This window comes from Rubritalea profundi, from assembly GCF_002954445.1.
Classification (GTDB): domain Bacteria; phylum Verrucomicrobiota; class Verrucomicrobiia; order Verrucomicrobiales; family Akkermansiaceae; genus Rubritalea; species Rubritalea profundi.
Genome location: NZ_MQWA01000001.1, coordinates 2,586,023 through 2,611,640 on the forward strand (window position 1 = coordinate 2,586,023; position 25,618 = coordinate 2,611,640).

The following is a 25,618-nucleotide window of genomic DNA, read 5'->3' on the forward strand; positions in this document are numbered from 1 at the left end:
GATGACAAATCTAGGAAAACCACCTATTCATAATGAAAATCGCTTTATTTGGAGACGTCCACGCAAACTGGGAAGCACTAGAGGCCGTCTTGGCAGATGCCGACGAGCAGGGCTGTAATAGCTATGTGTGTCTTGGTGACGTTGTTGGATACAATGCGGACCCCGTGAAGTGCCTCGAGAAAATTCGCGAGATGGGATGCCCAGTAGTTAAAGGGAACCACGATGAAGACGCAGGTGGTGAGCATTCGCTCGAGATGATGAACCCAACTGCTGGAGAGGCTCTACAATGGACTCGTGACCAGCTGAATGCTGAACAACGTGAGTGGCTCGCCCGCATGCGCATGGTCCGTCAGATCGAAGATTTTACGATCGTGCACTCCACTTTGGATCAACCAAATGTGTGGAACTACGTCACCAATAAGTTCGATGCGATGTCGAACTTCTCTTACCAGTTCACTCAGGTCTGTTTCCACGGCCACACTCACGTTCCTCGTGTATTTGTTCGCGGGTCACGTGTTCAGGAAGGTACTCCAGACATCGTAGCTATCGAGCCAGGCATGAAGTACTTCATCAATGCTGGCTCTGTCGGTCAGCCACGTGATGGAGAGTGGAAAGCATCCTACTGCATCTACGATACAGACAACAAGACCGTGACCTTCCGCCGCCTAGAGTACGATATCGAGACGACTCAAAAGAAGATTCTAGCAGCAGGTTTACCTAAGGTCCTCGCTGACCGTCTCTCACAGGGGCGCTAAGAGTGAGAATCCAAGTTTTTTTAAATAAAGCCGAGTCTATCCGAGTCTCGGCTTTGTTGGGTTTTAAAACGCTGTTCCGTTGGCAGTGTCAGATTTTACGATCCAGTGCTGTGATGCACCATTTTGTAATTTCCGCTCACACTGGACGACAATTTTTGAGCTTCTACCCAGCTAGAGATAAATCCCATTTTATGCAGAATTATCAGATTTTTTTTAAGGATTCACAAAATGGACCTATGCTTCTGAATTTCTTCATTCTGTCCATTTTTAGAAATTCTGCAATTATGTATGAATTCATAGGCTCTTTCCTAGAAATTGACGGCAAGTAAGCTTACTTGATTTATTGTCGTGTAGTGATTCCTGCTATTTATGGTTAGAAACCATTTCATTCTACCGGCCTTTCGAAGCTTTAGTGTCTCTCGCAGTTAGAAGTTACTGCAGCTTCATTGGCCATGAATTGAGCCTAATTTTCGACACAAAAAGAGCCCGCTGCGAAGGTGCTGTGGGCTCTTGGAAGAGTTAAATCTAGCTGGGCCTATCCTGTGGTGCGGAGGCCGCTAGAGATAGCATTGATAGAGAGCAGGATTCTAGGGAAGAGCTTTTCGGCTTCTTCTTCTTTGCTGAATTTCTTCAGTGCGCGCCACTCAGCGATGAGTTTGACTTGTTGCTTGTGGAGGAGTTGGAGTGGTTCTTCACGGATATCAAGTGTTTTGCTCATGCGTGGACGGCGGGTCTCAAACGAGCCTTTGAATACCTCAGCGAGGAGTTCGCGGGTAAGCTCGAATTCGTTGAGGATGATCCCCATGAATTTCTCACGCAGCGCTTCGTCAGTGACGAGATTAGCGTAGCTTTCCATTAACTCGCGGTTTGCTGAGGCGAGGTTGGTTTCTACGTTGGTGAGAACGTAGGTGAGGAAGACTGACTGGGAGAGGTTCTCTTTGAGATCAGCAAAATCCTGGGGACTTTCGTCTTTCAATCTCTTGAGGGCAGATCCAGTACCGAACCAACCAGGGAGGTAGAAGCGGGCTTGGGTCCATGAGAAAACCCACGGGATGGCGCGTAGATCATCGAGCGAGAAGTCTTTCTTTCCGGTGCGGCGCGCTGGGCGCGAGCCGATACGTGAATTTTCCAAAGCATCAATGATGGTGGCTTCACGGTAGAAGGGAATGAATCCTTCGGTGCGGAGGAGGTCCTTGTAGGCGTCTTCAGAACCTTCAGCGAGACGGGGCACGTACTGGACACACGGATCGTCAGTGTTCTTTCCATATTGGTGCTGTGCCGCTGTGGAGGCGGCGGATGCTACTAGTAGCTCAGCATTGTAAGTTGCGTTAGAGAGGTTCGCGTATTTCTGAGCGATGGTCTCACCCTGCTCAGTCATGCGGAAATGGCCAGACATGGAACCGTGCGGAAGTGCCGCCATGAACCATTGCGTAGGACCTGCTCCGCGTGAGATCGTGCCGCCACGGCCATGGAAGTACCCCAGTTTGATGTCGCGCTCAGCGGCGATGTCTACCATTGCTTTTTCAGCGCGGTGGAGAGCCCAGGCAGCAGTGAGGATGCCACAGTCTTTGTTAGAGTCTGAGTAGCCGAGCATTACTTGCTGGAATATTTGTGCACCTTGGAAGCGAAGCTTGAAGCTGCGGATCGTGACTGGGTGATCGAGGAAGCCTGTGAGTAATCTTTCAGATGCATCAAGGTCTTCTTTTGTCTCGTAAAGCGGGACAACTTCGATAGGTGAAGCAAGTCCGTCCTCGGTGTTGATGAGGAGACCCGCTTCGCGCATGAGTACGTAAACGACCAGCAGGTCGGAAACCGAGCGAGTCATGGAGACGATGAAGGCTCCGATACCGTGGTTGCCGTAATCGTGGAGTTGCTTTGCAATGACTCGGTAGCTGTTGAGTACGGAATCCGCCTCTGGGCCTGCGCTGCAGCGGTTGTGGATGAATGGACGTGTCGTCTCGAGTTCCTTGGTTAGGAATGCGCAACGCTTGTCTTCTGGCCAGTCAGCAAAGTTTTCGCCGTCTTCGATGTTAGCTCGAGAGAGAAGTTGGCTCAGCGCCGTATCGTGGTATTCAGAGTTCTGACGGATATCGATGGTGGCAAGGTGGAAGCCAAAAGTCTTCACCTTGTGGCGAAGTGGAGTGACGTATTGCTCGATGAGGTGATCGCAACCTGTGGTTTTGAGAGTCGACTCTAGCAAAGCAAGGTCTTCACTCAGTTGTTCTGGGCCGTGGTAGCCACCGGTGGCGTTAGCTGTTTCAAATAACTTGCCACGCATCAAGTACACGAGCTGACGCCATGGCTCATCGCGATTTTGTTCGATGACTTTTCCTGCCCAAATTGGATCTTTAAGATCGAGTCGGAGTAGGTCGATGCGTTTCTTCAATTCCGCAGGAATTTCCTGGAATTGGCTAGAAATAGTAAGGTGGAAAGCGAGTTCCTTCAACTCCTTGCGTAGGAGAACAAAGGCGTGGTCGCGGAGATCCCCGAGTGTGCGCTCAGTCACTTCTGGTGTCACGAGTGGGTGACCATCGCGGTCGCCGCCGATCCAGGTGCCAAATGTGAGACGTGGAGTGGCGTCAGCTTTTTGGAGCTTTTCCATGGAGAAACCAGCATCACGCCAAGCTTCACTAAAGTGGCCATCGAGTCGGCTCAGCACGGATGGGAACATCTCGCGCAAGTAGTAGATCGCATTGCGTAGCTCCATATTGAGATCTGGGCGTGTGACGTGAATTTCGCCAGTGCGCCAGAGGGCTTCGAGTGCCGCTGTGATTTTTGTTTTGAGGCGGCTCTTTTCGCGATTAGTGAATTTTGGGTACTCGCTAGTGACGAGGTTCTGGTAAATCTCACGATGACGCTCACGGACGGTAGCGCGCTTAGCTTCAGTTGGGTGCGCAGTGAGAACTGGCTCTACATGCACGTTCTTGAGTACCTCGACGATCTGGTCTTCGCTCATTTCGAGCTTCTTCATCTCACCTAGTGAGCGAGCCCAAAGTCCACGGATGGAGTCTGCGCCGAGTTCTTTTTCGCGCTCGCGACGGATTGCTGACGACACGCGCTCTTCAACCATGTTGAGAAGCTGGAAGCCAATGGAGTAAAGCTGTTGGATGCCTTCTGGTGGATCTGACTTTGGTGTCTCACCGCGCCATGGAAGGAAGGGTAAAAGGTCGTCTTCGCCCAAGCTAGTGAGCGCATCTGCTAGACTATCAACTAACAACGACAGCGTGCTGTCGATGAGTTCGAAGCCTTCGCTACGTAAATTATCGCGTATCTGGTTCTTATCAGTCACGCCGGGAGTATGGCTATGTCGATGAATCGAGCAAGCAAGATTCAGTTCAGATAGTCATTTATAAATGAAGGATTGATCAATAAATAAGCTAACTGATCAGGATCGGGATCGCTGATAATTATTTACGCCACTTTTAGATGGAGAAATAGGCTGAGGAGCCTGTCGCAGGCCGGTGGCGGGAAGAGGTTCTGAGTACTACTCGTTCCAAGTGAGGGCACCTTTTTTGAGGGCGTAGATGTAGGCGGCGGCGAGGACGCTGACAAAACCTAGAATACTGTAGAGCGATGCTGTGTTAGTCAGGATGAGTTCTTTGAACTGCACCGCCCATGGGTACATGAATACAACTTCGATATCGAACAATACAAACAGCATAGCAACCATGTAGAACTTCACTGAGAAGCGTGGTGAGCTAGTGCTGATAGGGAGCATGCCACATTCGTAGACGGTGTCTTTGTCACCATCGCGGCGACCTTTCTTACCTAGCAGTACGCTGAGTCCTAAGGCGATGGCTGCGAATCCAATGGCGGTGATCGCCTGAAGAACAATTGGAAAGTAACTTTCGAGCATGATTGAGTGAAGTGAAGTAGTTGGAAATTGTGTGTTAGGTTCTTAAGTTCGCTGCTTGAGTGGCACTAAAAAACCCATGCTGACGAATCAGCATGAGTTATACTTAAAGTGTGAATTCCTGCTATTCCAGCAGAAAGATCAAATTTATTCAGCTTCGAATGTGCTGTGTGCTTCAGGAAGTCGTGCAAGGCCCTTATATTCCTTGCCTAGTTTTTCAACCATGCCACGAGTGACGAGGTTTTGGAGCTTCTCATAAGCGCGTAGACGAAGCATTTCTTCCCCACCGCTAACAGCATTGCGAGCCTTGAGACGTGCAAAAACACTCTCGAATAGGTCGTTGAAGCCAAAGAAGCGTTCATCCGCTCCAAGGACATAAACAATCTCATCAGTCACATGATCAGGGACGCGACGGGAGAAGCGAGTTCTTTTAGTAATTGCCATAACAAGGCGGGGTATAGCACTTTTGCACGTTGATGGCGACTGCAAAATTTTATCATTTAATAAATTCACGTTGAATCTGCCAAGCTAAATCCGTGAGGAAATGATCTTAATAGTCGACAATTCAATAGTATTTCTATGATTTACAGGTGTACTAGCCACTTATTGGCAGAGTGAAATATTTTGTGGAATCATTACGCAGAGCTTAATTTTTTTACAATTACGTGTCTTAGCGCTGGATTCTACGGTGTTGGGCGGCTATAAACTTCGGATATGATCGCACGCTTGAGAGGGAATGTATTAGAGGCTTTGCCGAATCGTTTGGTAATTGATGTTCATGGTGTTGGCTACCTGGTACACGTCCCGCTCTCTACTTATGACCGTTTGAATCCACTAGAAGGTGATCCTATCGACCTGCGCACTCACCTGCATATCCGTGAGACTGCTCAGACTTTGTATGGATTTGCCTCGGATGCTGAACGCGACATGTTTCTCTTACTGATTGATCGGGTGAGCGGTATTGGTCCGGCTATTGCCATGGCTGTGCTCAGTGGGATGTCTGTGGAAAACTTCAAGGCGGCAGTGGTTAACAATGATGTGGCCATGCTTTCTAAGATTAAAGGCCTAGGAAAAAAGACGGCTGAGCGAGTAGTGTTAGAGCTTAAAGATAAAGTGGGAGTCGCCGATGGCTGGAAGGTCGCGAGCGAAAACGCCTCACCAAGTGCGTCGAATGATGCTGAGCTGGCCCTCATCGGTCTCGGTTACAAACAGGTGGAAGCTCGTAAGGCGGTCAAAGCTATCTCAGCTGCTGACCCTAGCGTCTCCGCCGAAGATCTCCTCCGTGGTGCGCTGAGGATGCTGAATTCTTAGGGGCTCACATGCACCTGACAGTCTGGTAAGTCAGATTTGAGTTGATCAATCTCTACTTTGGTTAGGCTGTGGTTCCTAGCATAACCCAGATGTAGCGATTTTAGCTGCTTGAGCATCCCTAAATTCGCCGTCAATTCTCGAAGAGGACCTTGGTGAATCCCTAACGATCTAAGCTCAGGGAGCTGTCTAAGAGACTTAAGCGAGCACTGGCCAAATCCTTTCCCTTCAAGTTGAAGGTTAGTCAGAAGAGGAAATTGAGAGAGTCTTCCTTGAGCATCATCTGAAAGCTGAGTGCTTCGAATCATTACCTCGGTCAAGCTCCTCACTTTACACAGGGACTGAAATTGACGATCATTGAAATCAAGATTTGATCGGAAATACTTCAACTCCTTCAGGCTAGAGAGAAAGTTTAACTCTCCCTTTTCATTGCCAATCCAGCCCCACAAGATCAATTTCTCTAATTCTTCCAATGCTCCTAATTGTTCGAAATCAGTTGCATCAAGATTACTCACGACTAATGATAAAGAACTAAGGTTTTCTAACTTGGCGATCACCTCGATCGACGCCTGAGTGATCCCATAGGCGTCGCCTAATTTTAAATGAGTCAATTCTCGGAAGCTGGCCAGATAGGAAAATCCTTCAGCACTCAATCCCCCGCGAATCGACCCATAGTCGGAACAGTGATTAATCTCCAAACTCTCTAGGCGAGTGAGGGAGCTCAGCTCAGCCATCGTGTCATCTGTCGGGGGCTGACTAGGAAAATGAAGTCGACGCAAATTCGAGAACCGACCCAAATGCTTCGTATGCTCCTGGGTGGCTCTGAATGAGTGTGTAAAATCAACTTCCTCGATCCCGGATAAATGATCTAAATAAACTAACCCAGCCCCTGTTAAATCAGCTCTTAAAATTTTTAAGTTCACTAAGCCTTTGAGATGCGTCAAGCCATCATCAGTAACTGAAGATCCAGACAAATCAAGTTCCTCTAGAGCTGTCATTGTGCCGATCAACTTGAGCGACTCATCAGTCAACTCCATACCCAAAAGCCCTAACTTTTTCAAATTCTTCAGCTTCGCCAAGGTCTTCACCCCCTGAACTGTCACACGATCATATCCATAGAAGGTGCCTCCTCGAAGGGTGAGTGAGACTAACTCCGGATCATCAAGAAGCTTATGAATACTCTCATCAGTCACTCCCAGCTGGCTAGGCCTCAGCTTAGGCACTGCATTCTGCGCCAATCCTGACGTGCAGAGGCATCCTCCTATGCCTATCCCCCAAACGATACTTCGAAGTGAATAAATCATTCTAGAGATTTACCTTCATTTCTAGGTTTCTCCCAAACACAAAGTGTAAAGTGTTCGTAAAGCTGTAAAATAGAGGACAGGATTCAATGGTGCTTGATTAGAGCCTAATGAGCCAATGAAAGAGGGCTCAGAGGCTGCGTAGAGATCAATTGATCACTGGGGTATTTGTCTCCAGCTAACTCCAGAGATTAGCTGGGTAGCAGCCTTGCTCGACGAGTTTTGTGATGCTAGCGACGCACATGTCTTTATCCTGAGGATAGGTGACGCCGAACCAGAGACTAGAGGTTTCGAGGATGTTGCAATCCGCTTTACCAGACTTGATCATCGCATCGACATCAGTCGGAATGTAGCACTCAGATGTCATTTCTGTGCCGCGCTGCTTTAGAAACTCAATGAAATTATTTTCAAGGTCTTGCATAATGCTTGCGGGGAATCCCCAGAAGTTCATGGACGCGATAGAATCGATGGGGAGCTTTACACGGTCGCCAGCGAGGTTTTCACCACGGCACATGCCGTCGGATTCAAGTTCGATGTCGAGATGCTCTTCCACCTTGCTGAGGAAGCCATCAGTGTCGGAGCAAATGCCACGGTTTACCTTACCGTGATCGGAAAGTGTGTTTCCTAGCTTATAGCCAACCATGCAGTAGTGGTCGACGCCGTCACTGGTGTTCGCCGTTTCAGTGAAGTAGGAAGAGATTTGCTGGAAGGAGTCAGAACCGTAGAAATCATCGGCATTGATCACAGCAAATGGGGCGGCCATTACATTACGTGCCGCAAGAATCGCGTGAGTTGTGCCCCATGGTTTAACTCGGCCTTGTGGCAGGCTGAAGCCTTCTGGTAAGTCGTTGAGGTCTTGGAATACATAGTCCACTTCGATTTTGTCAGCGAACTTGTGGCCAACCCGGGTTTTAAAGCTGTCAGCAAACTCTTCGCGGATGATGAATACCACACGTCCAAAACCAGCACGAATCGCATCGTAGACTGAGTAATCAAGTACAGTCTCACGGTTAGGGCCCATTGGGTCCATCTGTTTGAGGCCACCGTATCGGCTTCCCATACCAGCTGCTAGAACGAGGAGAGTAGGTTTCATATTATGCTAAATGAGTAATTTTCGGGATAGTTTAGCGCTTCAGTTGAAGTTGTCGGGTTTATGAATAGGTTTTTAGGCATCGACAACCAAAAAGTTATAGAAGGTAAAAGGCTACCCTCAGATCGAAGAGACTTTTCAATCTCGTCAGCATTGATGTAGACTCCTAGCCATTTTGGTTTCACTACACCCTTTAAGCTGCTTTTACTTACGCACAGCTAAAAAAGTAAAACATTGGGCGTTACCGATGATCTCTATTTTCATCTGAGGTCACGGTCTCGTTGAATAGAAAAATCTCCAATCGCCTGTGTAGTGGAGCTTTGAGTCGACTAAACTTGCTAAGGCCGTGCTGGCTTAAACTTCGCCGAGGTCGAAGTCTTCGTCTTCTACTTCAACAGGCTCGCCGTCGGCCACATTCTGAACATGCTCACTCTCTTCTGCTTCAGCAGTGAAGTAGACTGGAACTTGTAGAGTGAGGTCTTCGTTCAAAAAAATAGAGGATGCTTCGATCTTTGTGTCCTTGAGGAAGTCCTCTTTTTGATCAGGGCTGGCGAAAGTGAGGAGGATGGTGTCTTGCTTCATTGAGGTGAGGATATAGCCGAGCTTTGCTTGCTGTAAACTTTAAATAGACCGAGGTTACCTAACAATTGTAGAAATGATTTTGACTTGCCATCCGACTATGATGCCGTCTAGTTGGTTGGGAATGATAGAAGCATTTGAGAGTGAAGGTTTTGAGATTTATAAAGGGGTGTTCAATCCCGATGAAATCGACAAATTTCGAGTGATATCAGATGCGCTAGCGGCGGAAGAAAAAAAGGCATGTGTGCGAGGAATCGCAGCAAAATCAGCTGGAATTTTGGAACTAGCTGAATCTAACGCGCTCAGACAATTCCTTCCAGCTGACTATTTATTAGTGCGTAGTATTTTGTTTGATAAGACGCCTGAGGAAAACTGGCCAGTGCCCTGGCACCAAGATTTGAGTATTGCGGTGAGAGAGAAGAAAGAGGTGGAAGGCTACGGTCCTTGGTCTGTTAAGGACCGGGTGGTGCATGTCCAGCCGACATCGGAGGTTCTACAGCAGATGCTGACGCTGCGCGTGCACATAGATCCCACGTCTGAGAGTAATGGTGCTTTGCGTGTGATTAGGAGTTCAAATAAGTCTGGCAAGATGAAGCGTCATCCGTGGCTGAAGCTGTAGAGCTCGGACAAGAGGTCGTCTGCGCTTGTGCTCCGGGGGATGTGCTAAAAATGTCACCCTTGATTCTACATGCATCACGGAGATCGAAGCAACCTAATCGGTGGCGGATATTGCATTTTGAATATGCCCACAAAGACTGTCTCCACCCAGAGCTGCAATGGTGTCGGTGATAATAGCCGCGGACTACGCTTGGGCATAGCTTAGCCGGCGACCACTCTCAAGATGCTCGATGTGGATACAATGGCTGCCCGCTGGAATCATCTCAGGAAAGCGGTCAGGCCATTCGATCACGAGGATAGCATCGCGCTCTAGGTAGTCTTCCCAACCGATTGCTAGTAGTTCCTCGGGCCGCTCCATGCGGTACCAGTCGAAGTGGATCAGCTCTGGGGCACAGTCTTTGTATTCATTGACGAGGGCAAAGGTGGGGCTCGTGACGGCGTCTGTGCGACCGAGAGCCGAGGCGATGCCCTGAGTGAGCTGGGTTTTTCCCGCGCCAAGATCACCGATGAGCGCGAGGATGTCACCGGAGCGAAGTTGCTTAGCGAGGCTCGAACCAAAGTCTTTCATTGCTTCTGCGGAGTGTATTTCTATTGGAAAAAGTTGTTGCACGGGAATGATTTTGAACTTTTTTGAGATAAGTTCAAAAAAATCTTGCCGATTTATGAGATTTGTGGTCAATTCCGCCCCCAGTCCAGCGCGCTCTTGTGGTGGATTAACCATTTAACCATTTACTTGTCAGATCATGGCATACGCAGTTTTCAAAACAGGCGGTAAGCAATACCGCGTTCAAGCAGGTGATCAAATCGACGTCGAGAAACTCGTCGCTGATGTTGATTCCGAAATTTCTTTTGACGAAGTTCTCCTCGTCAACGATGGCAGCACCACTAAAGTGGGAGCGCCAGTAGTTGAAGGCGCAACTGTCAAAGCCAAGGTTGTGGACCAGTTCCGCGGCAAAAAAGGTATAGCTTTCAAATTTAAGCGCCGTAAAGGTTACCACAAGACTAAAGGCTACCGCCGCCATCTCACTAAGCTTGAGATCGTAAGCGTTGCTTAAACCATTTAACTTACTCACTTACTATGGCTCATAAAAAAGGACAAGGTTCAGTAAAGAACGGCCGCGATTCACGCAGCAAGCGTCTTGGTGTTAAGAAGTTCGGTGGCGAAGTTGTTACCGCAGGTAACATCATCATCCGTCAGCGTGGCACTAAGTGGACACCAGGCAAGAATGTCTACCTCGGTAAAGACCACACAGTTCACGCCTATGTAGACGGTTCCGTTTACTTCGACCAGTCTGGTCGCCGTGTGAACGTCGCTCCTGTTGAAGCTTAATACAGCATCATACATTTTCAAAAACGGTCTTAGGTTTTACCTAAGGCCGTTTTTTTGTCGTGAAAGCGAAGCTTTTGCTGGGTCGAGGCGCAGATCGATTTAATATGTGATTATTTCTAGGGCTTCGAAATTTGCGCTTCGCAGAGGAGGTAGATACTGGACGCTTTCTTTATAAATTGCGTTTTCCTATGGATGTGGAGAAAAAATCTTGAGCTTCATCGTCTTTGGTCATCCTAAAAATGGAGAGGAATAGACTTTTCTTTATCGAGGGAGCTTGAAAAGGTTTTAAGAAAGTTTTCGAGCTGACAGCTAAACTGGTCTTAAAGAGCACGGATGAGGGATTCTTAAAAAAATACCTTGAGTCGCTAAATGGTCAAGTTGATCTGAGTTACCGAGTTGTTTCAAACTTGGCTGAAGGCTTGTTATTAGTGAGGAGCTTTGAGAGCTTAGGCGGTATGAGGAAAGTTCTATTTGGCATTTTAGCTCTTCTGAGCTTTGTTGCGACAGTTTCGTCAAAGCCTATGATGCTGCGAGTAGTGGGCGGGGAGATCCATGAGGGCGTGATTAGGTTTGTTCGTAACGATGCGATCTATCTGCAAAAGACGAATGGCTCAGTGGTGAAGATTCCAATGGCAGCACTCAATCCATCTGGGAGAAAAATGGTGAAGAGTTGGATCCATGAGCGTGGAGGGAGCTCGGCGTATACTTCATGGATTGGGACAACTAATCAGTCATTTTCAAAATCGTGGCCGAGAACAGTCTACGGCCCCTCTAGTATTCATCTTAAAAAGATCCAGTCGCTATCGAAGAAAAACCTGCTGATTTACGAGAGTGCTAACTACCGATTTTTGATCAACACCAAGGTCGAGCCACGAGTGATCCAGCGCTTTGCTGTGCTTTTTGAAACCACCCACAAGTTTGTTTCCTCTCTGCCAATCAATGCTTCTGGGCATTACATGGAAAAGGGAGGCAAGTTTCCGATTTACCTTTTTAGCGACCATGCGTCCTACCATCGAGCTGGAGGTCCGCAGGGTTCTGCTGGTGTGTACACAGCTGGAAATCAATCGGTGTTGGTGCCGATGCCAGTGTTGGGAGTAGAGTGGGATGGCAGGAAATGGGAGTATAAGAAAGGTGGCAGTAATCGAGTGTTGTCCCATGAACTCACCCACCAGCTGTGTGCGGGCCCTGCATTTTCTTCATGGTATATTGAGGGAGGAGCTGAGTATGTGGCATCGACTCGCTACACGCACGGCGTTTATCATTCTAACAATGGAAAACAGCGCGTGTTTGATTACGTGCGGAATAAAGACGGCCTAGATGATGGATCGGGGCGGCGACTGGGTTCGCGTATTTCAATGATATCTCTGGAGAGCTATATGAACCTACCCTACGCTGGTTTTACTGAGGGCAAGGATGCTAGCAAGAACTATGGAGTAGGTTTGCTACTCACTTACTATTTTTACCACCATGATGGCCGTGGCAAAGCCGCTAGAATCAAACAGTATATCAAGGCTGTCCAACAGGGGAAAAGTGAACGAGAGGCGCAGAAGCTCTTACTCGGTAATCGCAGCTATTCCCAACTGCAGGAAGAATTTCGCAAATTCTGTGCTAAAGGTGGAATCAATCTGGAGTTCCCACGAAAATAACCAGTGTGCTATGCCTCGAGCTCTTCTTCAATGAAGACTTCGATGAGCTCGGGCACCTCTGTGAGAGCCTCAAAGTATTCTTCTTCTATGCCTGAAAGGTGGTTCGATTCAGTTTCTGAATACTGGCTACGGTCAGAGCTAGAGCTCTGGCACCATTGGCTAGAGTTGAGAGTGTCCACTATGGTTGACGCTCCAATTAATTCGAATGAGTTACTGATACGTGCGTGGTCAATTGAGCTGAGCCAGAATTCGTTGAGCCCTTCACCTTCTTCGATGAGTTTTACTGTGTCTAGAACATCGATGAGTGCGCGCTCCTCGCGATTGAGTTGGCGCTCATTAGAGTCTTGCTCAAGCTTATCGACGAGAATTTCTATCTCATCGCTGAATTCCGTTGTGTCAAAAATGCCCATGATTTTAGTTGGTGTTGCGGTGGTTCCTTGGGGGCGGATAGATTCCGCACTCAAGCGGTGGTTTTCATAAGGATTCCCCGAGGATGGGCGAGACAAATTTGCAACTATTTGCCTAAAGCCCGCTAGGGTGGCGGACGTAATAGCCTAACAGGCCTCGACGCTGGGGTTTCCAGCGTGGTCCGGTCGAGTTCCATGTGCCACCAGTGTCAAAGCGGAGGCCGCAGATCTCCATGAAGACGTGACCTTTGCGGACGTAGATTGTGACATGGTCACCGTAACCCTTTTTTCCGTAATCAAAGAATTGCTGAGAGACGAGTGGTTTGTCGAGCTTGCCGCCTTTGTGGAGCACGTAGGAGGTTGCTCCAGAACAGTCGTATCCGTTGCATATGAAACTCTTGTGCCCTCCTCCGTAGAGATAGGGCTTATCGATGAGCTCGTTGGCTGCGGCTACCATCTTGTGGACTTTGCGTGGAGCGCTTGGCGGTGCTTGAGCTTTGCCATCCGCACCAATGTAGGCAGTTCGGCCGTATACGAAATTATGCTTTAGCGCGGTTTCCTTCGCCTTCATCTGCGAGGAGCAGGAATTGAGGAAGCAGCAACAAAGGGCTATGGCTGTTAGTCGACTGAGCATAGATTATAAATAAACGGGAGGTTCTACTCAGTAAAGGTTTAGTGGTCGTTTCGTGGAGAGTATTTATTTGTTGGGTGAATTGAATGTCATTCATGAATAACTCACAATGAGTTTCATTCATAACTATCTATTTTAAATTCCACAGTTGGCACGCTGAGTGCTCTAACTTGGTTAACTTGAGCTGCTTTAACGTGGTTCAAAATAAACATTATACGATACTATGAATATTATTAATACAACTGTGGTTTCAGCAGCGTTGATTGCTGGATCCGTTCATGCGGGCGAGATACAGCCAATTGTTACACCAACTCCAGAAGTGAGCCCCGTATCCGGTACTTTAGATCTATCCTATAACACGCACTTCGTTTCATACGGTGCTGATGTATGGGGAGTCGGTACGGATTTTGGTACTGATGCCACTTTCAACCCATCTATCAATTTGGATTATGCTGTGACAGATAATCTTACCCTTAGTACAGGTGTATGGTTCGATGTTAATGGCAATGCACCGCCGTCAATTGGTGGGGATGTTCAGGAAGTTGATTTCTGGCTTGGAGCTGCATATGCAATGGGTTCACATAGCATGAGTGTGACCTACCAGGCTTGGGAATACGCATCTGACACCGAGAAGATTGTAGACGTGGCTTATGGTTATGATCATTGGCTTAATCCCTCTGCTTTAGCTCACTTCCGAGTGGATGAAGGTGCTAGTGGTGGTAATACCGGAGTGTTTTTTGTCTTAGGTGTTGAGCCTGGTAAGAAATTTGAAAGTTTTTCTCTCAGTTTCCCAGTGGCTGTAGCCTTCACTCCCGATGATTTCCACGGCGGAGACAGCGGATTTGGTTACGCGAGCGCTGGGATTCAGGCGAGTTATCCATTCAGCCATGGTTGGTCACTCAATGGCGGTCTTACTGGCTACATGACAAATGATGAAGTGATCCCCGGTAACGTTGATGAGAATTTCCTGACAGGAAATATTGGTGTTTCACTCAATTTCTAATCTACGAAAAATCAAATTATTGAGATCTGGGTGTTGTGAACACAGCGTAGGGCTTTTTATCGCACCCAGACCTCTTTTTAAAGCATTACCCAATAAAATAATGAAAAAAAGATCTTCTATTTTAAGGTACACACTCGCTGTAGGAGTTGGAGCAGTGCTCGCTTCTCAGTCTTTGCAGGCTAAGGAATCAGTAAAAGTAGGCGTTCTTCACTCTCTGAGTGGTACTATGGCTATATCTGAAACATCACTCCGTGATGTATTGTTGTTCACATTCGATGAAATTAACGCGAATGGCGGTGTTCTCGGCAAGAAAATTGAGCCAATAGTTGTGGATGGAGCATCTGACTGGCCGCTGTTTGCTGAGAAAGCCGAGCAACTTTTAGTGAAGGACAATGTGTCTGTGACTTTTGGTTGTTGGACCTCCGTGTCACGCAAGTCGGTTCTCCCTGTTTATGAAAAACATAACAGCTTACTTTTTTACCCAGTTCAGTACGAAGGTGAAGAGATGTCACCGAACATTTTTTATACAGCCGAGGCTGTTAACCAGCAGGCAATACCCGCTGTAGATTTCTTACTGGAGGAGGGTTATAAGAAATTCTATCTGATTGGAACGGATTATGTGTATCCACAGACAACTAACTTGGTGCTGTTTGAGTATTTGAAGTCTAAAGGTATTCCAGTGCAGAATATCGGTGGTGGACTACGCAAGGACTCTAAAGGGGCTGTGATTAGCGCAGGTAACTACACGCCGTTTGGGCATAGTGATTTCCAGCAAATCATTTCTGAAATCAGCAAATTTGCAGCATCTGGCGACGCGTGCGTAATCAACACAATCAATGGTGACTCTAACGTTCCTTTTTTCAAGGAATTCGCTGCATCTGGTCTTAAGTCAGAAGATTGCCCGGTTGTGTCCTTCTCGATTTCTGAAGATGAGTTTCGTTCGTTACCTTCGAAAGATCTTGTTGGTCACTTAGGTTGCTGGACTTATTTTATGTCAATCGACTCACCTACTAACAAGAAATTCAAGGCTGATTTCCAAACTTGGTTAACCAAGACTAATGTGCCAGGAATTGTGAAGGAGGGGCGTGTGACATGCTCACCAATGGTTCTGTCATATAATGGAGTCTACCTCTGGAAAGCTGCTGTAGAGAAAGCGGGTACATTTGACCCAGTAAAAGTAATGGAAGCATTGAAATCTGGAGTTAGTTTTGATGGGCCTGGTGGAACAGTTACTTCTCAGAAGAATCACCACCTAACTAAGACTGTGTACATTGGTGAGACTCTAGAGAATGGTCAATTCGAGGTCGTTGAGACATTAAAAGATGTGGTTGGTGAGCCATTTCTTAAAGGTACTTTTAAGTAATAATTCCATGTAGTTAGTTATTCATAACACATTAACAAATTTACAGGATTTTTACTCACCCCATCATGTCACTGCATGGTGGGGTTTATTTTTTTAGGGTGGTTGGTACGGTAAAATGCACAAGGAATATGAGCCCCGTTATATTGTGGATAGAAGAGTGAATAATGATGATTACTAACAAATTTAATTTTATGAAGACCCTCTATTTGTTATTTAGCATATTGGGGATGATGGGGGTGGTTAAAGCTGACGAGACTAAAGCGAGGGAGGTGTTGGTAGCACTGATTTCCTCCTCTAGTAAATCTGAAGAGGCTAGGTATGTGGAGGATCTTACTGAGCTTGGTGATCCTATTATTGCAAATGTTGTGGCGTCTTGGAGAGTTGGTGAAATTAGTTATTCAAAGTCACAAGATAAAGTATATATAGTTTCTGGTTTTGAAACATATGAAGATCTTCTGACAGGTGCAGTTATCAGTCCAGCTGGAGATAGAGCAATTGATCGACCATCCCGAAAGCTCCGCAAGAAGTTAAGCAGAATTGTTGATTTCTTGGATTTAAAGTCACCAGATTTAGAGAAAAGAATGGCTGCTTCTCGTAAGTTTGGTAGCTCACAGAAGCCTGAATTTATTGAAGTACTAAGGGAGTTTGAGGCTAAGCAAGATGACCCTGAAGTTGCGGCAGCCTTTCGCGAGTCAATCGCAATGTCATTACTTGAAAATGGAACGAGAGATGAGCGAATTCAGTCGGTGAAGCTGCTTGGTGACACGTATGTTTTTGCCGCTCGCGACAATATAGCTAAAATACTTAAAGATGCGTCCAGCGGCGAAACCGTTGATGAAGAATTGGTTTCTAGCTGTAAATCGGCTTTGATCAGTATCGACGGTCGCCAAGATCTATTAGATATCGTAGGTACTCTATTTAGAGGTCTGAGCACAGGCTCGGTGCTCTTATTGGTTTCTTATGGATTAGCTATAACTTTCGGTCAAATGGGTGTGATAAATATGGCGCACGGTGAGTTTATTGCTCTAGGAGGATACAGTGTGTATTTGGTTCAGAACTATGTATTAAAGCATTTCGGTGAGTCGTCTGTTATGTATGAATGGTATTTCGTTATAGCATTACCAATCGCCTTTGGTGTGACAGCCCTTGCTGGTTGCTTACTGGAAAAAGGTTTGATTCAATTTCTGTACAAGAGGCCTTTAGAGTCTTTGTTGGCGACATGGGCAGTGTCTATGATAATGCAGCAAGCTCTGAGGCTGTATTTCGGTGCTGCAAATGTTTCAGTGTCTTCTCCCGAGTGGCTGTCTGGTAGTTATGACTTCGGTGGAGTTATGATGTCCTATAATAGAATAGCACTCATCGTATTTGCAATATTTGTGGTGATCGTCACTAGTTTGTTGCTGAGTAAAACGAATTGGGGTCTCCATGTGAGAGCTACGATGCAAAACCGTCAGATGGCATCGAGCTTAGGAGTTCCGTCGAGTCGGGTGAATATGCTTACTTTTGCATTTGGTTCAGGCTTGGCTGGCTTAGCTGGAGCATTCATTGCGCAAATTGGTAATGTGGGACCATCAATGGGTCAGACATACATTGTTGATAGCTTCATGGTTGTCGTCGTAGGAGGGGTTGGCAACCTGATGGGGACAGCAATTTCATCCTTGGGTATTGGTTTAGTAGATCAGGGATTACAGCCGCTGCTTGGACCCGTAATGGGCAAGATCTCAGTTCTATTCGGAATCATACTTTTCTTACAGTTTAGGCCAGGTGGGATATTCCCAGCAAGAAGTCGCAGCCTAGACGATTAAATATTTTTTAGCATAATAAGATGAATCGAAATTCACTATTTGATAGTAAAGCGGAACTGGGATTAGTTTGGTCGCTGTTGGCCTTTGTATTGGTGTTGCCTATTTTGAATATGGTGGCGCCAGAAGGGAGTTTTTTACACGTTAGCAGTTTTCAGCTGAGTGTTTGGGGGAAATATTTATGCTACGCGGTTCTAGCTGTGAGTCTAAACTTCTTATGGGGGTACACTGGTTTGTTGTGCCTAGGGCAGTGTCTATTTTTCGCCCTTGGTGGGTACGCCTTTGGAATGTATTTGATGCTGATGATTGGAGATTTAGGAGGCTACAAAAGTAGTTTGCCGGATTTCATGATTTTCTTAGGATATTCAGAACTTCCGATGTATTGGAAACCGTTTTACAGTCCATATTTTGCATTGTTTGCTGCGATGTGGGTGCCAGGGCTTGTAGCCTTTTTATTTGGCTTACTTGCTTTCCGATCTCGTATAAAAGGGGTGTACTTTTCTATCCTCACTCAGGCTCTTACTTATGCAGCTGCATTATTGTTCTTCCGTAATGATTTTACCTTTGGAGGGAATAATGGGTTTACCGACTTTAAGTTTATTTTCGGACAGGAGTTCTATGACCCGTCTGTAGCAAGAGGCTTATTTTGGGGTTCTGGAGCTCTATTGTTAGGAGTTTATGTGTTGCTAGCGTGGTTGCTGAAGAGCAAGTTTGGATTGGTCCAGAGGGCTATTCGTGATTCTGAAAATCGAGTGAGGTTTTCTGGGTACTCCACGACCCATTACAAGGTGTTTATATTTGTATTGAGTGCGATGATTGCTGGTTTAGCTGGAGCTCTTTATGTGCCTCAAGCGGGAATTATAAATCCGAGCGAAATGTGGCCAACAAAGGGACTGGATATTGTGGTCTGGGTTGCAGTCGGTGGAAGGGGGTCGAAATTTGGGCCCATTATAGGAGCCATTTTGATCAACTTGTTGAAAAGTTATACGACCCGTGAGTACCCTGAAAGTTGGTTGCTGATACTTGGTTTTGTGTTCTTGTTTGTCGTGTTATTCATGCCCAATGGTGTTGTTGGTCTTTGGGATCAATTAAAAGAACGCTTTTCAAAAAAGAGATCAGCTAGTGATCCGGGTGATGAAATTTTAAAATCAAATTAGCAATCAGATGTCTCACAAACCATTATATAAAGATACGGACTTGGTACTTTCGATTGAATCCGTGATGAAGTCATTTGATGGCTTCCGAGCCATAAATGATCTTAATTTTTATTTAGGCGAGGGCGAATTACGAACGATTATTGGGCCTAACGGAGCAGGGAAAAGCACGTTCATGGATCTGATAACAGGGAGAACTAGGCCTGATGAAGGTTCTCTCATTTACCATCAAGATGACGGGCATGATATGGACCTGACGAAGCTTCGTGAGTACGAGATCAACCGTTTAGGTATTTCTCGTAAATTCCAGGCTCCAAGTGTCTATCAGCAGCACACTGTCTATGATAATATTGTGCTATCCTTGAACAAGGATCGATCCGTTCTTAAATCTCTTTTCTATAGAGTGAGTGCAGATGATAGAGAGTTTATTGATGAGATTTTAGGGACAATACGGCTGAAGGGGATGATTAATAACTTGGCGGGCTCGTTATCTCATGGGCAGAAGCAGTGGCTGGAAATTGGTATGTTGTTAGCTCAGCAGCCTAGAATACTACTGGTGGACGAACCGGCTGCAGGCATGAGCGATGAGGAGACCGAGCGGACAGGCGAGTTGCTGTTAAGTTTGGAGGGGAAACACAGTATCATTGTGGTCGAACACGACATGGAGTTCATCCGTCAGATAGCAAGGAAAGTGACTGTCTTGCATCAAGGACACGTTATCAAAGAAGGAAAATTTTTAGAGGTCGCGAATGACCCGACAGTCAAAGAGGTATACCTAGGCAGGCAGAAGCACGAATAAGAAGAGAATATGGCTAATAAATTACAATTAGATTCAGTGAACGTCTCCTATGATGGTTCATTGATCTTGAGAAATGTTGGGTTTGAGCTTCCTGAGAATTCCGTACTGGCATTGCTTGGACGTAACGGGGTGGGCAAGACAACGACACTGAAGGCTATTATGGGGATTGCCCCATCTAGCTCAGGAGTCATTACTTTTGAAGGGAATGAAATTCAGGGAATATCTACGGAGAAGCGTTCACGTGCTGGAATTGGCTACGTGCCTCAAGGGCGAGATATTTTTGCAAATCTCACGGTCTGGGAGAATCTTAAAGTGAGTTTGAGTGTCCATGGTAAGGAGGCTTGGGAAAAGTTAGATGAGGTCTATACTTTGTTCCCAGTCCTTAAGGACATGAAAGATCGTAAGGGGGGGGTCCTTTCTGGAGGCCAACAACAACAGCTGGCTATTGGCCGTGCATTGCTGACTAATCCTAAGGTGCTTTTGTTAGATGAACCAACGGAAGGAATTCAACCTTCTATCATTGATCAAATCGAGGATGCTATTACTTATATTAAGAAAAATCACCAGATTAGTATCCTGCTAGTGGAGCAGTATTTGGATTTTGCAAAGGCGTGTTCGGACTATTTTTGTATCATGGAGCGTGGTTCAGTAGTGCAATCAGGAAAGATTTCTGATTTAAGTGATGAATTGATAGCTCAGTATTTAGCCGTTTAAAATAATGCATTTAACACCGAGAGAAATAGATAAACTAATGGTCGTTGTGGCCGCTGACCTAGCGCGTAGAAGGCAATCGAGGGGGTTAAAGCTCAATTACCCGGAGTCTATAGCGATCATCACCTACGAGGTGGTTGAGGGGGCTAGAGATGGCAAAACTGTGGCTCAATTGATGGACGAAGGGACCCGAATACTCACGCGAGATGATGTAATGACAGGAATCCCTGAAATGATTCACGATGTTCAGGTGGAGGCAACTTTCCCCGATGGAACGAAACTAGTCACAGTGCATCACCCAATACAGTAATATGATACCTGGAGAAATTATATGCCCTGAGGGGGAAATATTGATGGCAAACACTGGCTTGGATGTGCTGACAATTACTGTGAGTAATGTGGGAGATAGGCCTATCCAAGTAGGTAGCCATTATCATTTTTACGAGGTAAATGACGCTCTTCATTTTGAACGTGATAGCGCATTGGGTTTCCGGCTAAATATTCCAGCGGGAACTGCGGTGCGGTTTGAACCCGGAGATACTAGAGAGGTAGATCTAGTGGCTCTTGCGGGTGAGCGAAGTGTGTGGGGATTGCAGGGGAAAATAAACGGAAAGTTACAACGCTAGGATCATGTCATTGAATTTAACAAGAAAACAATACGCAGAGCATTATGGACCGACTTTGGGTGATAAAGTTAGGTTGGGAGATACCGAATTATTCATTGAGATTGAGGAAGATTATGTGACTCAGGTCGGAGGCTACGGTAACGAAGTGAAATTTGGTGGAGGAAAGGTGATCCGTGATGGCATGGGCCAATCATCCCAAGCATTGGATGCTGAATGTTTAGACTTAGTGATCACGAATGCTGTGATTCTGGATGCCGAACTGGGAGTTATAAAGGCAGACTTAGGTGTGAAATCTGGACGTATAGTCGGTGTTGGCCACGCAGGGAACCCAGATATTCAAGATGGAATTGGTTCTTTGGTTGCTGACCCAGTAAGTGGGGAATATGATTCGATGGTGATTGGTGCAGGCACCGAGGTGCTCGCTGGTGAGGGGAATATTATTACAGCAGGTGGGATTGACTCTCATATTCATTTCATTTGCCCTCAGCAAATTGACGAAGCGCTGAGTAGTGGTGTGACTACTATGTTAGGCGGAGGGACTGGTCCAGCTACTGGGACAAATGCCACAACGTGTACTCCAGGAGCATGGAATATCCATAGGATGTTAGAGGCCGCAGATGCATTCCCAATGAATTTAGGGTTTATGGGTAAAGGGAATTGTGCAACTAAGGAGCCTTTAAGAGAGCAGGTTCTAGCTGGAGCAATTGGCTTGAAGCTTCATGAAGATTGGGGGACTACTCCAGCAGCTATTGATACCTGTTTGAGTGTTGCAGATGAGATGGATGTACAAGTTGCTATCCATACTGACACCTTGAATGAGGCTGGTTATCTTGAAGATACTTTGAAGGCCTTCGATGGAAGGACTATTCATACCTACCATTCTGAAGGTGCTGGTGGTGGGCACGCACCAGATATCATGAAAGTGTGCTCTCACCCTAATGTCCTACCTTCTTCGACGAATCCAACGCGTCCGTTTACGACTAATACGATTGATGAACATTTGGATATGCTGATGGTGTGTCATCATTTAGATTCTAAAATCCCTGAAGACGTGGCGTTTGCTGAGTCACGTATTCGGCCGCAAACAATCGCGGCGGAGGACATCCTGCATGACATGGGTGCCATTTCGATGATTTCGTCGGACAGTCAAGCAATGGGGCGAGTAGGTGAAGTGGTAATGCGAACTTGGCAGACTGCTCACAAGATGAAGTTGCAATTAGGCAAGCTAGAGTCTGAGAGTCATCAAGCAGAAGATAATTTCAGAGCACTCCGCTATATTTCGAAGTACACGATCAACCCAGCTATTGCCCATGGAATTTCGAAAGATGTGGGGTCTTTGATGGTTGGGAAACTGGCAGACATAGTCATGTGGAAGCCGATGTTTTTCGGGGTGAAACCTGAGATGGTGATCAAGGGGGGAATGATAGCTCTGGCTAATATGGGAGACCCGAATGCTTCTATCCCAACTCCCCAGCCTTGCTATTATCGACCGATGTTCGGCTCATATGGTGCGGCAAAGTACGCGACATCACTGACATTCGTCAGTAAACGATCCTTAGAAAATGGACTACAATCAAAACTCAAAGTTCAAAAGACCTTAACTCCCGTTGAGAATACGCGCTCGATCTCGAAAACCGATTTGCTGTATAATGATGTGATGCCTGAGATTGAGATCGACCCTGAGACATACACGGTAACCGTCGATGGTGAGGTGATTACATGCGAGCCACTTAGTGAGCTCCCATTGGCTCAGCGCTATTTCCTTTTCTAATCGATGGCCGAGCCTATTACAGTGATACTGGAGCGAGAATGGCCAGCAGAGGAACCAGAGGAGCTGCGCTCGGTACTTGTCGACCGTCATGTGTTAGTGAAGCGCAGATGGAGAGTTCGTATTTCAGCTGACTTGGAATTGGTTTATGCGTCAAGCGCTGCGACCAAGCATTTAGGTTTATGGTTGGGCTCCGATGGACATTGCTACCAAGTGCGGCAGGGCGAGGAAGAAGTTGTCACGATCCCCATGCCTAGTTCTTATGGCATGGCTGCTAAGCTTGGTTGGTATCTAGGTAACCAACACCTCGCTGTAGAGGTGCGTGAGAAAGAAATCGTACTTGAGTCAGTCCACACGCTGACGCGTTCCTTAGATCGCATTGGAATCCCTTACCAAATTAAGAATGAGGTCTTTTTATGCGCGTTACACTCCAGCCACACACACTAGAAAAATGAAAGAGGTAGAAGAGCAATTACAGTGGTTGAGGGTGTTGATGCACTATAGTGATGGGGTGCTTCCTGTGGGAGCTTATGCTCATTCTATGGGGCTTGAGGGATTAGTTCAGCTAGGAACTATTCATGACCACCAGACTTTACGCCAGTTTTTGTTAAATGACGTGTTAGATGCTTTAGAGCATATGGATCTGCCATTGATCGCATGCGCATGGCAAGCCTGTCGCGAGGGTGATCGAGAGCGTTTGATGGAGCTAGATCAATTGTCCGTGGCTCTGCGACCGGCCCGGCAGTTACGCGAGGCCGTTTCAAAAATTGGGAGACAGCAGTGGAAAATCTATAGAGACACATGGGATCGAGGTTCTTCTGATTGGGATGATTTCAGCTGGAAGTTCAGCCAGAGTCCTGTCGTTTTAGGGCTTATTTTCGAGAGGGAGGGGGTGCCTTTACAGGGAGCATTATGGTCGATTGCATACCAAACTTTTTCAGCATTACTACAGTCGGCATTAAAATTGCTACCAATAGGACCGAGAGCGAACCAACTTCTCCTCAAAGAGGCTTTGGCTGCAAGCAGCGGAATCATAGCTAATGCAAAGGGTGTCCGCACTGAACAGATTGGGACGTCTAATCCACTCTGGGATATTGCCGCTATGCAGCACACATATTCAAAAGCTAGAATGTTTTTATCATAATGAATACGGAAAAAAATCACGCTATTAGAGTCGGTATTGGTGGGCCAGTAGGGTCTGGAAAGTCGACTCTCTGTCTCACCTTATGCAAGCGCTACGGGGAATCACGAAATATGGCAGTTATCACCAATGATATTTACACTAAGGAAGATGCTAAAATGTTATTGCGTGAGTCTGCTTTACCCGAAGATCGCATCATTGGAGTTGAAACTGGAGGGTGTCCCCACACTGCTATCCGCGATGATATTTCAATGAATTTGGATGCTGTGGATGAGTTAGAGTCACGACACGACGGCTTGGAGTTTATTTTGATAGAAAGTGGCGGAGATAACCTGACTGCGACATTTTCTCCTGAGTTAGCAGATGCTTTTATCTATGTGATCGATGTGACCGAGGGCGATGACATCCCGCGGAAAGGGGGACCCGCTATCGCACATTCAGACTTCTTGGTGGTAAATAAAGTGTCATTGGCTCCCTACGTTGATGCCAATGTGGATCAGATGCGTGAAGACTGTGAAAGCAAACGTAATGGCAAGCCATTTGAAATGATGGACATGAAGGATAAAATTGGCCTCGAAGTATTCTTCAAATGGTTCGAGCGTGAAGTTCTATTTTCTGATTTAAACTTCGAGTCGTAGAATTCTAATATGCTCGCAAATAGTATTCATTCTGAGGCAAGGCTACGTTTTTCGTGGGGTGAGGCCGAAGCTAAGACGAAGCTAATCGAGCGCTCGTTGGGAGGGCTTTGTCACTTGAGTAAAGGATACTGGGATGGCGGCATGGTGATGTTGCAGTTGGTCAATCCGACAGCAGGAATGTTTGCTGGAGATTCTCTAGAGCTTTCTATTGAGCTAGATGCTCGAGCTCAAGTTGCAATCACTTCTCCTAGTGCCACTCGTTTTCACACGATGAAGGACGCTGAGTCAGCCTGCTTATCTCAGTCCATCACTATTGGGGATAAGGCATTTCTCGAGTATTGGCCTGAAATGGTGATTCCGCAGCGTGGCTCATCTACAGTCCAAGAGACAGTGCTGCAGATTCATGGAGGCGGTAGTGTCCTATTTTTTGATGCAGTGGCACCAGGCAGAGTCGCACATAATGAGGTGAATGCTTACAGATCTTATCTCAACTCGATAGATGTCTACGTCGGAGGGGCTCTCAAGGCGAGAGAGCGGTTAAAGCTAGAACCTAAGCGTGGCAGTTGGGGGAAGCTTGTCCCGGATTGGGACGCGTGTTACCTGGCAACATTATGGGTCTACTCAGCGAACTCAACATCTACAGAAGCAGAGGTTTCAAGGCTTGTTTCAGCTTTGGAGGAAGAGCTCGGAGGGCTCTGTGCTTTTTCTGATTTAGGTGAAGGCTTAGGCGTCTTTCGACTACTGGCACCCGACGCTATTATTTTTCAAAAACTTTCAAAGGGGCTACGCTCGATCGTCTACGATAGCCTCGCCGCTCATCAAATAAACTTCAGAAAAATCTAAAATTAAAACACATAAATAGATGAAAAAACAGACAATACTATCAACAGCAGCTGCGAGTTTCTTTGCTTGCACCAGTTCAGTTCTCGCTCACCCAGGAGCACCAGGTCACACGCATAGTGGCACTGAAGAATGGCCATTTCCAGATTTTAGCTGGCCAATGGTTATAGCGGGAAGCGTTTGCGCCCTACTGGCCTTTGCTGGATTAGCCTATAAGAAAAATCTAGAAAAATGAGACAAGCAACTGTTTATGTG

General features: G+C 46.5%; 29 protein-coding genes. 20 read left to right on the forward strand and 9 right to left on the reverse strand.

The window, feature by feature from the left end:
• Nucleotides 1-32: 32 nt before the first annotated feature.
• Complete coding sequence (locus BSZ32_RS11310) at nt 33-755, forward strand: metallophosphoesterase family protein (protein WP_105043511.1); 723 nt, start codon at nt 33-35, stop codon at nt 753-755.
• 535 nt (nt 756-1,290) lie between these two features.
• On the opposite strand, the gene BSZ32_RS11320 is transcribed toward BSZ32_RS11310, so the two are convergent.
• The 3 genes from BSZ32_RS11320 to BSZ32_RS11330 form a co-directional block, all read right to left on the reverse strand.
• Nucleotides 1,291-4,044, reverse strand: a complete 2,754-nt coding sequence (locus BSZ32_RS11320; protein ID WP_105043513.1) for a phosphoenolpyruvate carboxylase — start codon at nt 4,042-4,044, stop codon at nt 1,291-1,293.
• A 195-nt stretch (nt 4,045-4,239) separates the two neighbouring features.
• The gene (locus BSZ32_RS11325) at nt 4,240-4,611 is read right to left on the reverse strand and encodes an NADH-quinone oxidoreductase subunit A (RefSeq protein ID WP_105043514.1); all 372 of its coding nucleotides are present in this window, start codon (nt 4,609-4,611) and stop codon (nt 4,240-4,242) included.
• Nucleotides 4,612-4,755: 144 nt separating this feature from the next.
• Nucleotides 4,756-5,052 (reverse strand): hypothetical protein, encoded by a 297-nt coding sequence (locus tag BSZ32_RS11330; RefSeq protein ID WP_240610621.1) that lies wholly within the window; start codon nt 5,050-5,052, stop codon nt 4,756-4,758.
• A 270-nt stretch (nt 5,053-5,322) separates the two neighbouring features.
• Here BSZ32_RS11330 and ruvA point away from each other — a divergent pair, with 270 nt between their 5' ends.
• Entirely contained in the window at nt 5,323-5,919 is a 597-nt protein-coding gene (ruvA, locus tag BSZ32_RS11335) for a Holliday junction branch migration protein RuvA (RefSeq protein ID WP_105043516.1), read from the forward strand.
• Here the strand turns inward: ruvA and BSZ32_RS11340 are convergent.
• From BSZ32_RS11340 to BSZ32_RS11350, 3 genes are all read right to left on the reverse strand, one after another.
• The gene (locus BSZ32_RS11340) at nt 5,916-7,109 is read right to left on the reverse strand and encodes a leucine-rich repeat domain-containing protein (RefSeq protein WP_129589725.1); all 1,194 of its coding nucleotides are present in this window, start codon (nt 7,107-7,109) and stop codon (nt 5,916-5,918) included. The genes ruvA and BSZ32_RS11340 overlap by 4 nt on opposite strands.
• A gap of 286 nt (nt 7,110-7,395) precedes the next feature.
• Complete coding sequence (locus tag BSZ32_RS11345; protein WP_165788801.1) at nt 7,396-8,310, reverse strand: sugar phosphate nucleotidyltransferase; 915 nt, start codon at nt 8,308-8,310, stop codon at nt 7,396-7,398.
• Nucleotides 8,311-8,661: 351 nt separating this feature from the next.
• Entirely contained in the window at nt 8,662-8,889 is a 228-nt protein-coding gene (locus BSZ32_RS11350) for a hypothetical protein (RefSeq protein ID WP_105043518.1), read from the reverse strand.
• A 97-nt stretch (nt 8,890-8,986) separates the two neighbouring features.
• On the opposite strand from BSZ32_RS11350, the gene BSZ32_RS11355 reads away from it, so the two are divergent.
• A complete protein-coding gene (locus tag BSZ32_RS11355) occupies nt 8,987-9,505 on the forward strand; it encodes a phytanoyl-CoA dioxygenase family protein (protein WP_165788802.1) in 519 nt (172 codons plus the stop codon).
• Between the two features lie 183 nt (nt 9,506-9,688).
• Here BSZ32_RS11355 and tsaE read toward each other — a convergent pair whose 3' ends face one another.
• Nucleotides 9,689-10,114, reverse strand: a complete 426-nt coding sequence (gene tsaE / locus BSZ32_RS11360) for a tRNA (adenosine(37)-N6)-threonylcarbamoyltransferase complex ATPase subunit type 1 TsaE (protein WP_105044839.1) — start codon at nt 10,112-10,114, stop codon at nt 9,689-9,691.
• Nucleotides 10,115-10,247: 133 nt separating this feature from the next.
• Between tsaE and rplU the strand changes: the two genes are divergently transcribed.
• From rplU to BSZ32_RS11375, 3 genes are all read left to right on the forward strand, one after another.
• Nucleotides 10,248-10,559, forward strand: a complete 312-nt coding sequence (gene rplU, locus BSZ32_RS11365) for a 50S ribosomal protein L21 (protein WP_105043520.1) — start codon at nt 10,248-10,250, stop codon at nt 10,557-10,559.
• Between the two features lie 23 nt (nt 10,560-10,582).
• Nucleotides 10,583-10,834 carry a 50S ribosomal protein L27 gene (gene rpmA, locus BSZ32_RS11370; RefSeq protein ID WP_105043521.1) on the forward strand — a complete coding sequence of 84 codons (252 nt, stop codon included), beginning with the start codon at nt 10,583-10,585 and terminating at the stop codon, nt 10,832-10,834.
• Nucleotides 10,835-11,289: 455 nt separating this feature from the next.
• On the forward strand, nt 11,290-12,480 hold the full coding sequence (locus BSZ32_RS11375; RefSeq protein WP_129589726.1) for a hypothetical protein: 1,191 nt from the start codon (nt 11,290-11,292) through the stop codon (nt 12,478-12,480).
• An 8-nt stretch (nt 12,481-12,488) separates the two neighbouring features.
• On the opposite strand, the gene BSZ32_RS11380 is transcribed toward BSZ32_RS11375, so the two are convergent.
• Nucleotides 12,489-12,986 carry a hypothetical protein gene (locus tag BSZ32_RS11380; RefSeq protein ID WP_240610622.1) on the reverse strand — a complete coding sequence of 166 codons (498 nt, stop codon included), beginning with the start codon at nt 12,984-12,986 and terminating at the stop codon, nt 12,489-12,491.
• 16 nt (nt 12,987-13,002) lie between these two features.
• The gene (locus tag BSZ32_RS11385; RefSeq protein WP_105043523.1) at nt 13,003-13,521 is read right to left on the reverse strand and encodes an NlpC/P60 family protein; all 519 of its coding nucleotides are present in this window, start codon (nt 13,519-13,521) and stop codon (nt 13,003-13,005) included.
• A gap of 220 nt (nt 13,522-13,741) precedes the next feature.
• On the opposite strand from BSZ32_RS11385, the gene BSZ32_RS11390 reads away from it, so the two are divergent.
• The 14 genes from BSZ32_RS11390 to BSZ32_RS11455 all read left to right on the forward strand — a co-directional run bounded on the left by BSZ32_RS11390 (nt 13,742) and on the right by BSZ32_RS11455 (nt 25,598).
• Entirely contained in the window at nt 13,742-14,521 is a 780-nt protein-coding gene (locus tag BSZ32_RS11390) for a hypothetical protein (protein ID WP_105043524.1), read from the forward strand.
• A gap of 100 nt (nt 14,522-14,621) precedes the next feature.
• Complete coding sequence (locus BSZ32_RS11395; RefSeq protein ID WP_105043525.1) at nt 14,622-15,884, forward strand: transporter substrate-binding protein; 1,263 nt, start codon at nt 14,622-14,624, stop codon at nt 15,882-15,884.
• 191 nt (nt 15,885-16,075) lie between these two features.
• A complete protein-coding gene (gene urtB / locus BSZ32_RS11400) occupies nt 16,076-17,689 on the forward strand; it encodes an urea ABC transporter permease subunit UrtB (RefSeq protein ID WP_105043526.1) in 1,614 nt (537 codons plus the stop codon).
• 20 nt (nt 17,690-17,709) lie between these two features.
• Nucleotides 17,710-18,843, forward strand: coding sequence for an urea ABC transporter permease subunit UrtC (urtC, locus tag BSZ32_RS11405; RefSeq protein WP_105043527.1), 1,134 nt, complete (start codon nt 17,710-17,712; stop codon nt 18,841-18,843).
• Nucleotides 18,844-18,850: 7 nt separating this feature from the next.
• Nucleotides 18,851-19,639, forward strand: coding sequence for an urea ABC transporter ATP-binding protein UrtD (urtD, locus tag BSZ32_RS11410; protein WP_105043528.1), 789 nt, complete (start codon nt 18,851-18,853; stop codon nt 19,637-19,639).
• A 9-nt stretch (nt 19,640-19,648) separates the two neighbouring features.
• Nucleotides 19,649-20,353 carry an urea ABC transporter ATP-binding subunit UrtE gene (gene urtE, locus BSZ32_RS11415; RefSeq protein WP_105043529.1) on the forward strand — a complete coding sequence of 235 codons (705 nt, stop codon included), beginning with the start codon at nt 19,649-19,651 and terminating at the stop codon, nt 20,351-20,353.
• Nucleotides 20,354-20,357: 4 nt separating this feature from the next.
• Nucleotides 20,358-20,660, forward strand: a complete 303-nt coding sequence (locus BSZ32_RS11420; RefSeq protein ID WP_105043530.1) for an urease subunit gamma — start codon at nt 20,358-20,360, stop codon at nt 20,658-20,660.
• A 1-nt stretch (nt 20,661) separates the two neighbouring features.
• Nucleotides 20,662-20,976 (forward strand): urease subunit beta, encoded by a 315-nt coding sequence (locus BSZ32_RS11425; protein WP_105043531.1) that lies wholly within the window; start codon nt 20,662-20,664, stop codon nt 20,974-20,976.
• Between the two features lie 4 nt (nt 20,977-20,980).
• Complete coding sequence (gene ureC, locus BSZ32_RS11430; protein WP_105043532.1) at nt 20,981-22,747, forward strand: urease subunit alpha; 1,767 nt, start codon at nt 20,981-20,983, stop codon at nt 22,745-22,747.
• A gap of 3 nt (nt 22,748-22,750) precedes the next feature.
• Nucleotides 22,751-23,191 (forward strand): UreE family protein, encoded by a 441-nt coding sequence (locus tag BSZ32_RS11435; RefSeq protein ID WP_105043533.1) that lies wholly within the window; start codon nt 22,751-22,753, stop codon nt 23,189-23,191.
• Between the two features lie 4 nt (nt 23,192-23,195).
• A complete protein-coding gene (locus BSZ32_RS11440; protein WP_165788803.1) occupies nt 23,196-23,888 on the forward strand; it encodes an urease accessory protein UreF in 693 nt (230 codons plus the stop codon).
• Nucleotides 23,888-24,523: an urease accessory protein UreG gene (gene ureG / locus BSZ32_RS11445; protein ID WP_105043535.1), complete on the forward strand. Its 636-nt coding sequence runs from the start codon at nt 23,888-23,890 to the stop codon at nt 24,521-24,523. Before BSZ32_RS11440 ends, ureG begins: the two co-directional genes overlap by 1 nt.
• A gap of 9 nt (nt 24,524-24,532) precedes the next feature.
• The gene (locus BSZ32_RS11450; RefSeq protein WP_105043536.1) at nt 24,533-25,366 is read left to right on the forward strand and encodes an urease accessory protein UreD; all 834 of its coding nucleotides are present in this window, start codon (nt 24,533-24,535) and stop codon (nt 25,364-25,366) included.
• Between the two features lie 19 nt (nt 25,367-25,385).
• On the forward strand, nt 25,386-25,598 hold the full coding sequence (locus BSZ32_RS11455) for a hypothetical protein (protein ID WP_105043537.1): 213 nt from the start codon (nt 25,386-25,388) through the stop codon (nt 25,596-25,598).
• Nucleotides 25,599-25,618 lie beyond the last annotated feature (20 nt).

What these genes read in the sequence shown, in the direction of transcription:
- BSZ32_RS11435 (WP_105043533.1), top strand. Translation starts at nt 22,751, where the DNA reads ATGGCCGAGCCTATTACAGTGATACTGGAGCGAGAATGGCCAGCAGAG.
- BSZ32_RS11355 (WP_165788802.1), top strand. Translation starts at nt 8,987, where the DNA reads ATGATGCCGTCTAGTTGGTTGGGAATGATAGAAGCATTTGAGAGTGAA.
- BSZ32_RS11330 (WP_240610621.1), bottom strand. Translation starts at nt 5,052, where the DNA reads ATGGCAATTACTAAAAGAACTCGCTTCTCCCGTCGCGTCCCTGATCAT.
- BSZ32_RS11425 (WP_105043531.1), top strand. Translation starts at nt 20,662, where the DNA reads ATGATACCTGGAGAAATTATATGCCCTGAGGGGGAAATATTGATGGCA.
- BSZ32_RS11450 (WP_105043536.1), top strand. Translation starts at nt 24,533, where the DNA reads ATGCTCGCAAATAGTATTCATTCTGAGGCAAGGCTACGTTTTTCGTGG.
- BSZ32_RS11440 (WP_165788803.1), top strand. Translation starts at nt 23,196, where the DNA reads ATGAAAGAGGTAGAAGAGCAATTACAGTGGTTGAGGGTGTTGATGCAC.
- BSZ32_RS11395 (WP_105043525.1), top strand. Translation starts at nt 14,622, where the DNA reads ATGAAAAAAAGATCTTCTATTTTAAGGTACACACTCGCTGTAGGAGTT.
- urtB (WP_105043526.1), top strand. Translation starts at nt 16,076, where the DNA reads ATGAAGACCCTCTATTTGTTATTTAGCATATTGGGGATGATGGGGGTG.
- BSZ32_RS11325 (WP_105043514.1), bottom strand. Translation starts at nt 4,611, where the DNA reads ATGCTCGAAAGTTACTTTCCAATTGTTCTTCAGGCGATCACCGCCATT.
- BSZ32_RS11350 (WP_105043518.1), bottom strand. Translation starts at nt 8,889, where the DNA reads ATGAAGCAAGACACCATCCTCCTCACTTTCGCCAGCCCTGATCAAAAA.
- BSZ32_RS11390 (WP_105043524.1), top strand. Translation starts at nt 13,742, where the DNA reads ATGAATATTATTAATACAACTGTGGTTTCAGCAGCGTTGATTGCTGGA.
- BSZ32_RS11375 (WP_129589726.1), top strand. Translation starts at nt 11,290, where the DNA reads ATGAGGAAAGTTCTATTTGGCATTTTAGCTCTTCTGAGCTTTGTTGCG.
- BSZ32_RS11345 (WP_165788801.1), bottom strand. Translation starts at nt 8,310, where the DNA reads ATGAAACCTACTCTCCTCGTTCTAGCAGCTGGTATGGGAAGCCGATAC.
- BSZ32_RS11385 (WP_105043523.1), bottom strand. Translation starts at nt 13,521, where the DNA reads ATGCTCAGTCGACTAACAGCCATAGCCCTTTGTTGCTGCTTCCTCAAT.
- BSZ32_RS11455 (WP_105043537.1), top strand. Translation starts at nt 25,386, where the DNA reads ATGAAAAAACAGACAATACTATCAACAGCAGCTGCGAGTTTCTTTGCT.
- ureC (WP_105043532.1), top strand. Translation starts at nt 20,981, where the DNA reads ATGTCATTGAATTTAACAAGAAAACAATACGCAGAGCATTATGGACCG.
- urtD (WP_105043528.1), top strand. Translation starts at nt 18,851, where the DNA reads ATGTCTCACAAACCATTATATAAAGATACGGACTTGGTACTTTCGATT.
- rplU (WP_105043520.1), top strand. Translation starts at nt 10,248, where the DNA reads ATGGCATACGCAGTTTTCAAAACAGGCGGTAAGCAATACCGCGTTCAA.
- rpmA (WP_105043521.1), top strand. Translation starts at nt 10,583, where the DNA reads ATGGCTCATAAAAAAGGACAAGGTTCAGTAAAGAACGGCCGCGATTCA.
- urtC (WP_105043527.1), top strand. Translation starts at nt 17,710, where the DNA reads ATGAATCGAAATTCACTATTTGATAGTAAAGCGGAACTGGGATTAGTT.
- BSZ32_RS11310 (WP_105043511.1), top strand. Translation starts at nt 33, where the DNA reads ATGAAAATCGCTTTATTTGGAGACGTCCACGCAAACTGGGAAGCACTA.
- urtE (WP_105043529.1), top strand. Translation starts at nt 19,649, where the DNA reads ATGGCTAATAAATTACAATTAGATTCAGTGAACGTCTCCTATGATGGT.
- ruvA (WP_105043516.1), top strand. Translation starts at nt 5,323, where the DNA reads ATGATCGCACGCTTGAGAGGGAATGTATTAGAGGCTTTGCCGAATCGT.
- BSZ32_RS11420 (WP_105043530.1), top strand. Translation starts at nt 20,358, where the DNA reads ATGCATTTAACACCGAGAGAAATAGATAAACTAATGGTCGTTGTGGCC.
- ureG (WP_105043535.1), top strand. Translation starts at nt 23,888, where the DNA reads ATGAATACGGAAAAAAATCACGCTATTAGAGTCGGTATTGGTGGGCCA.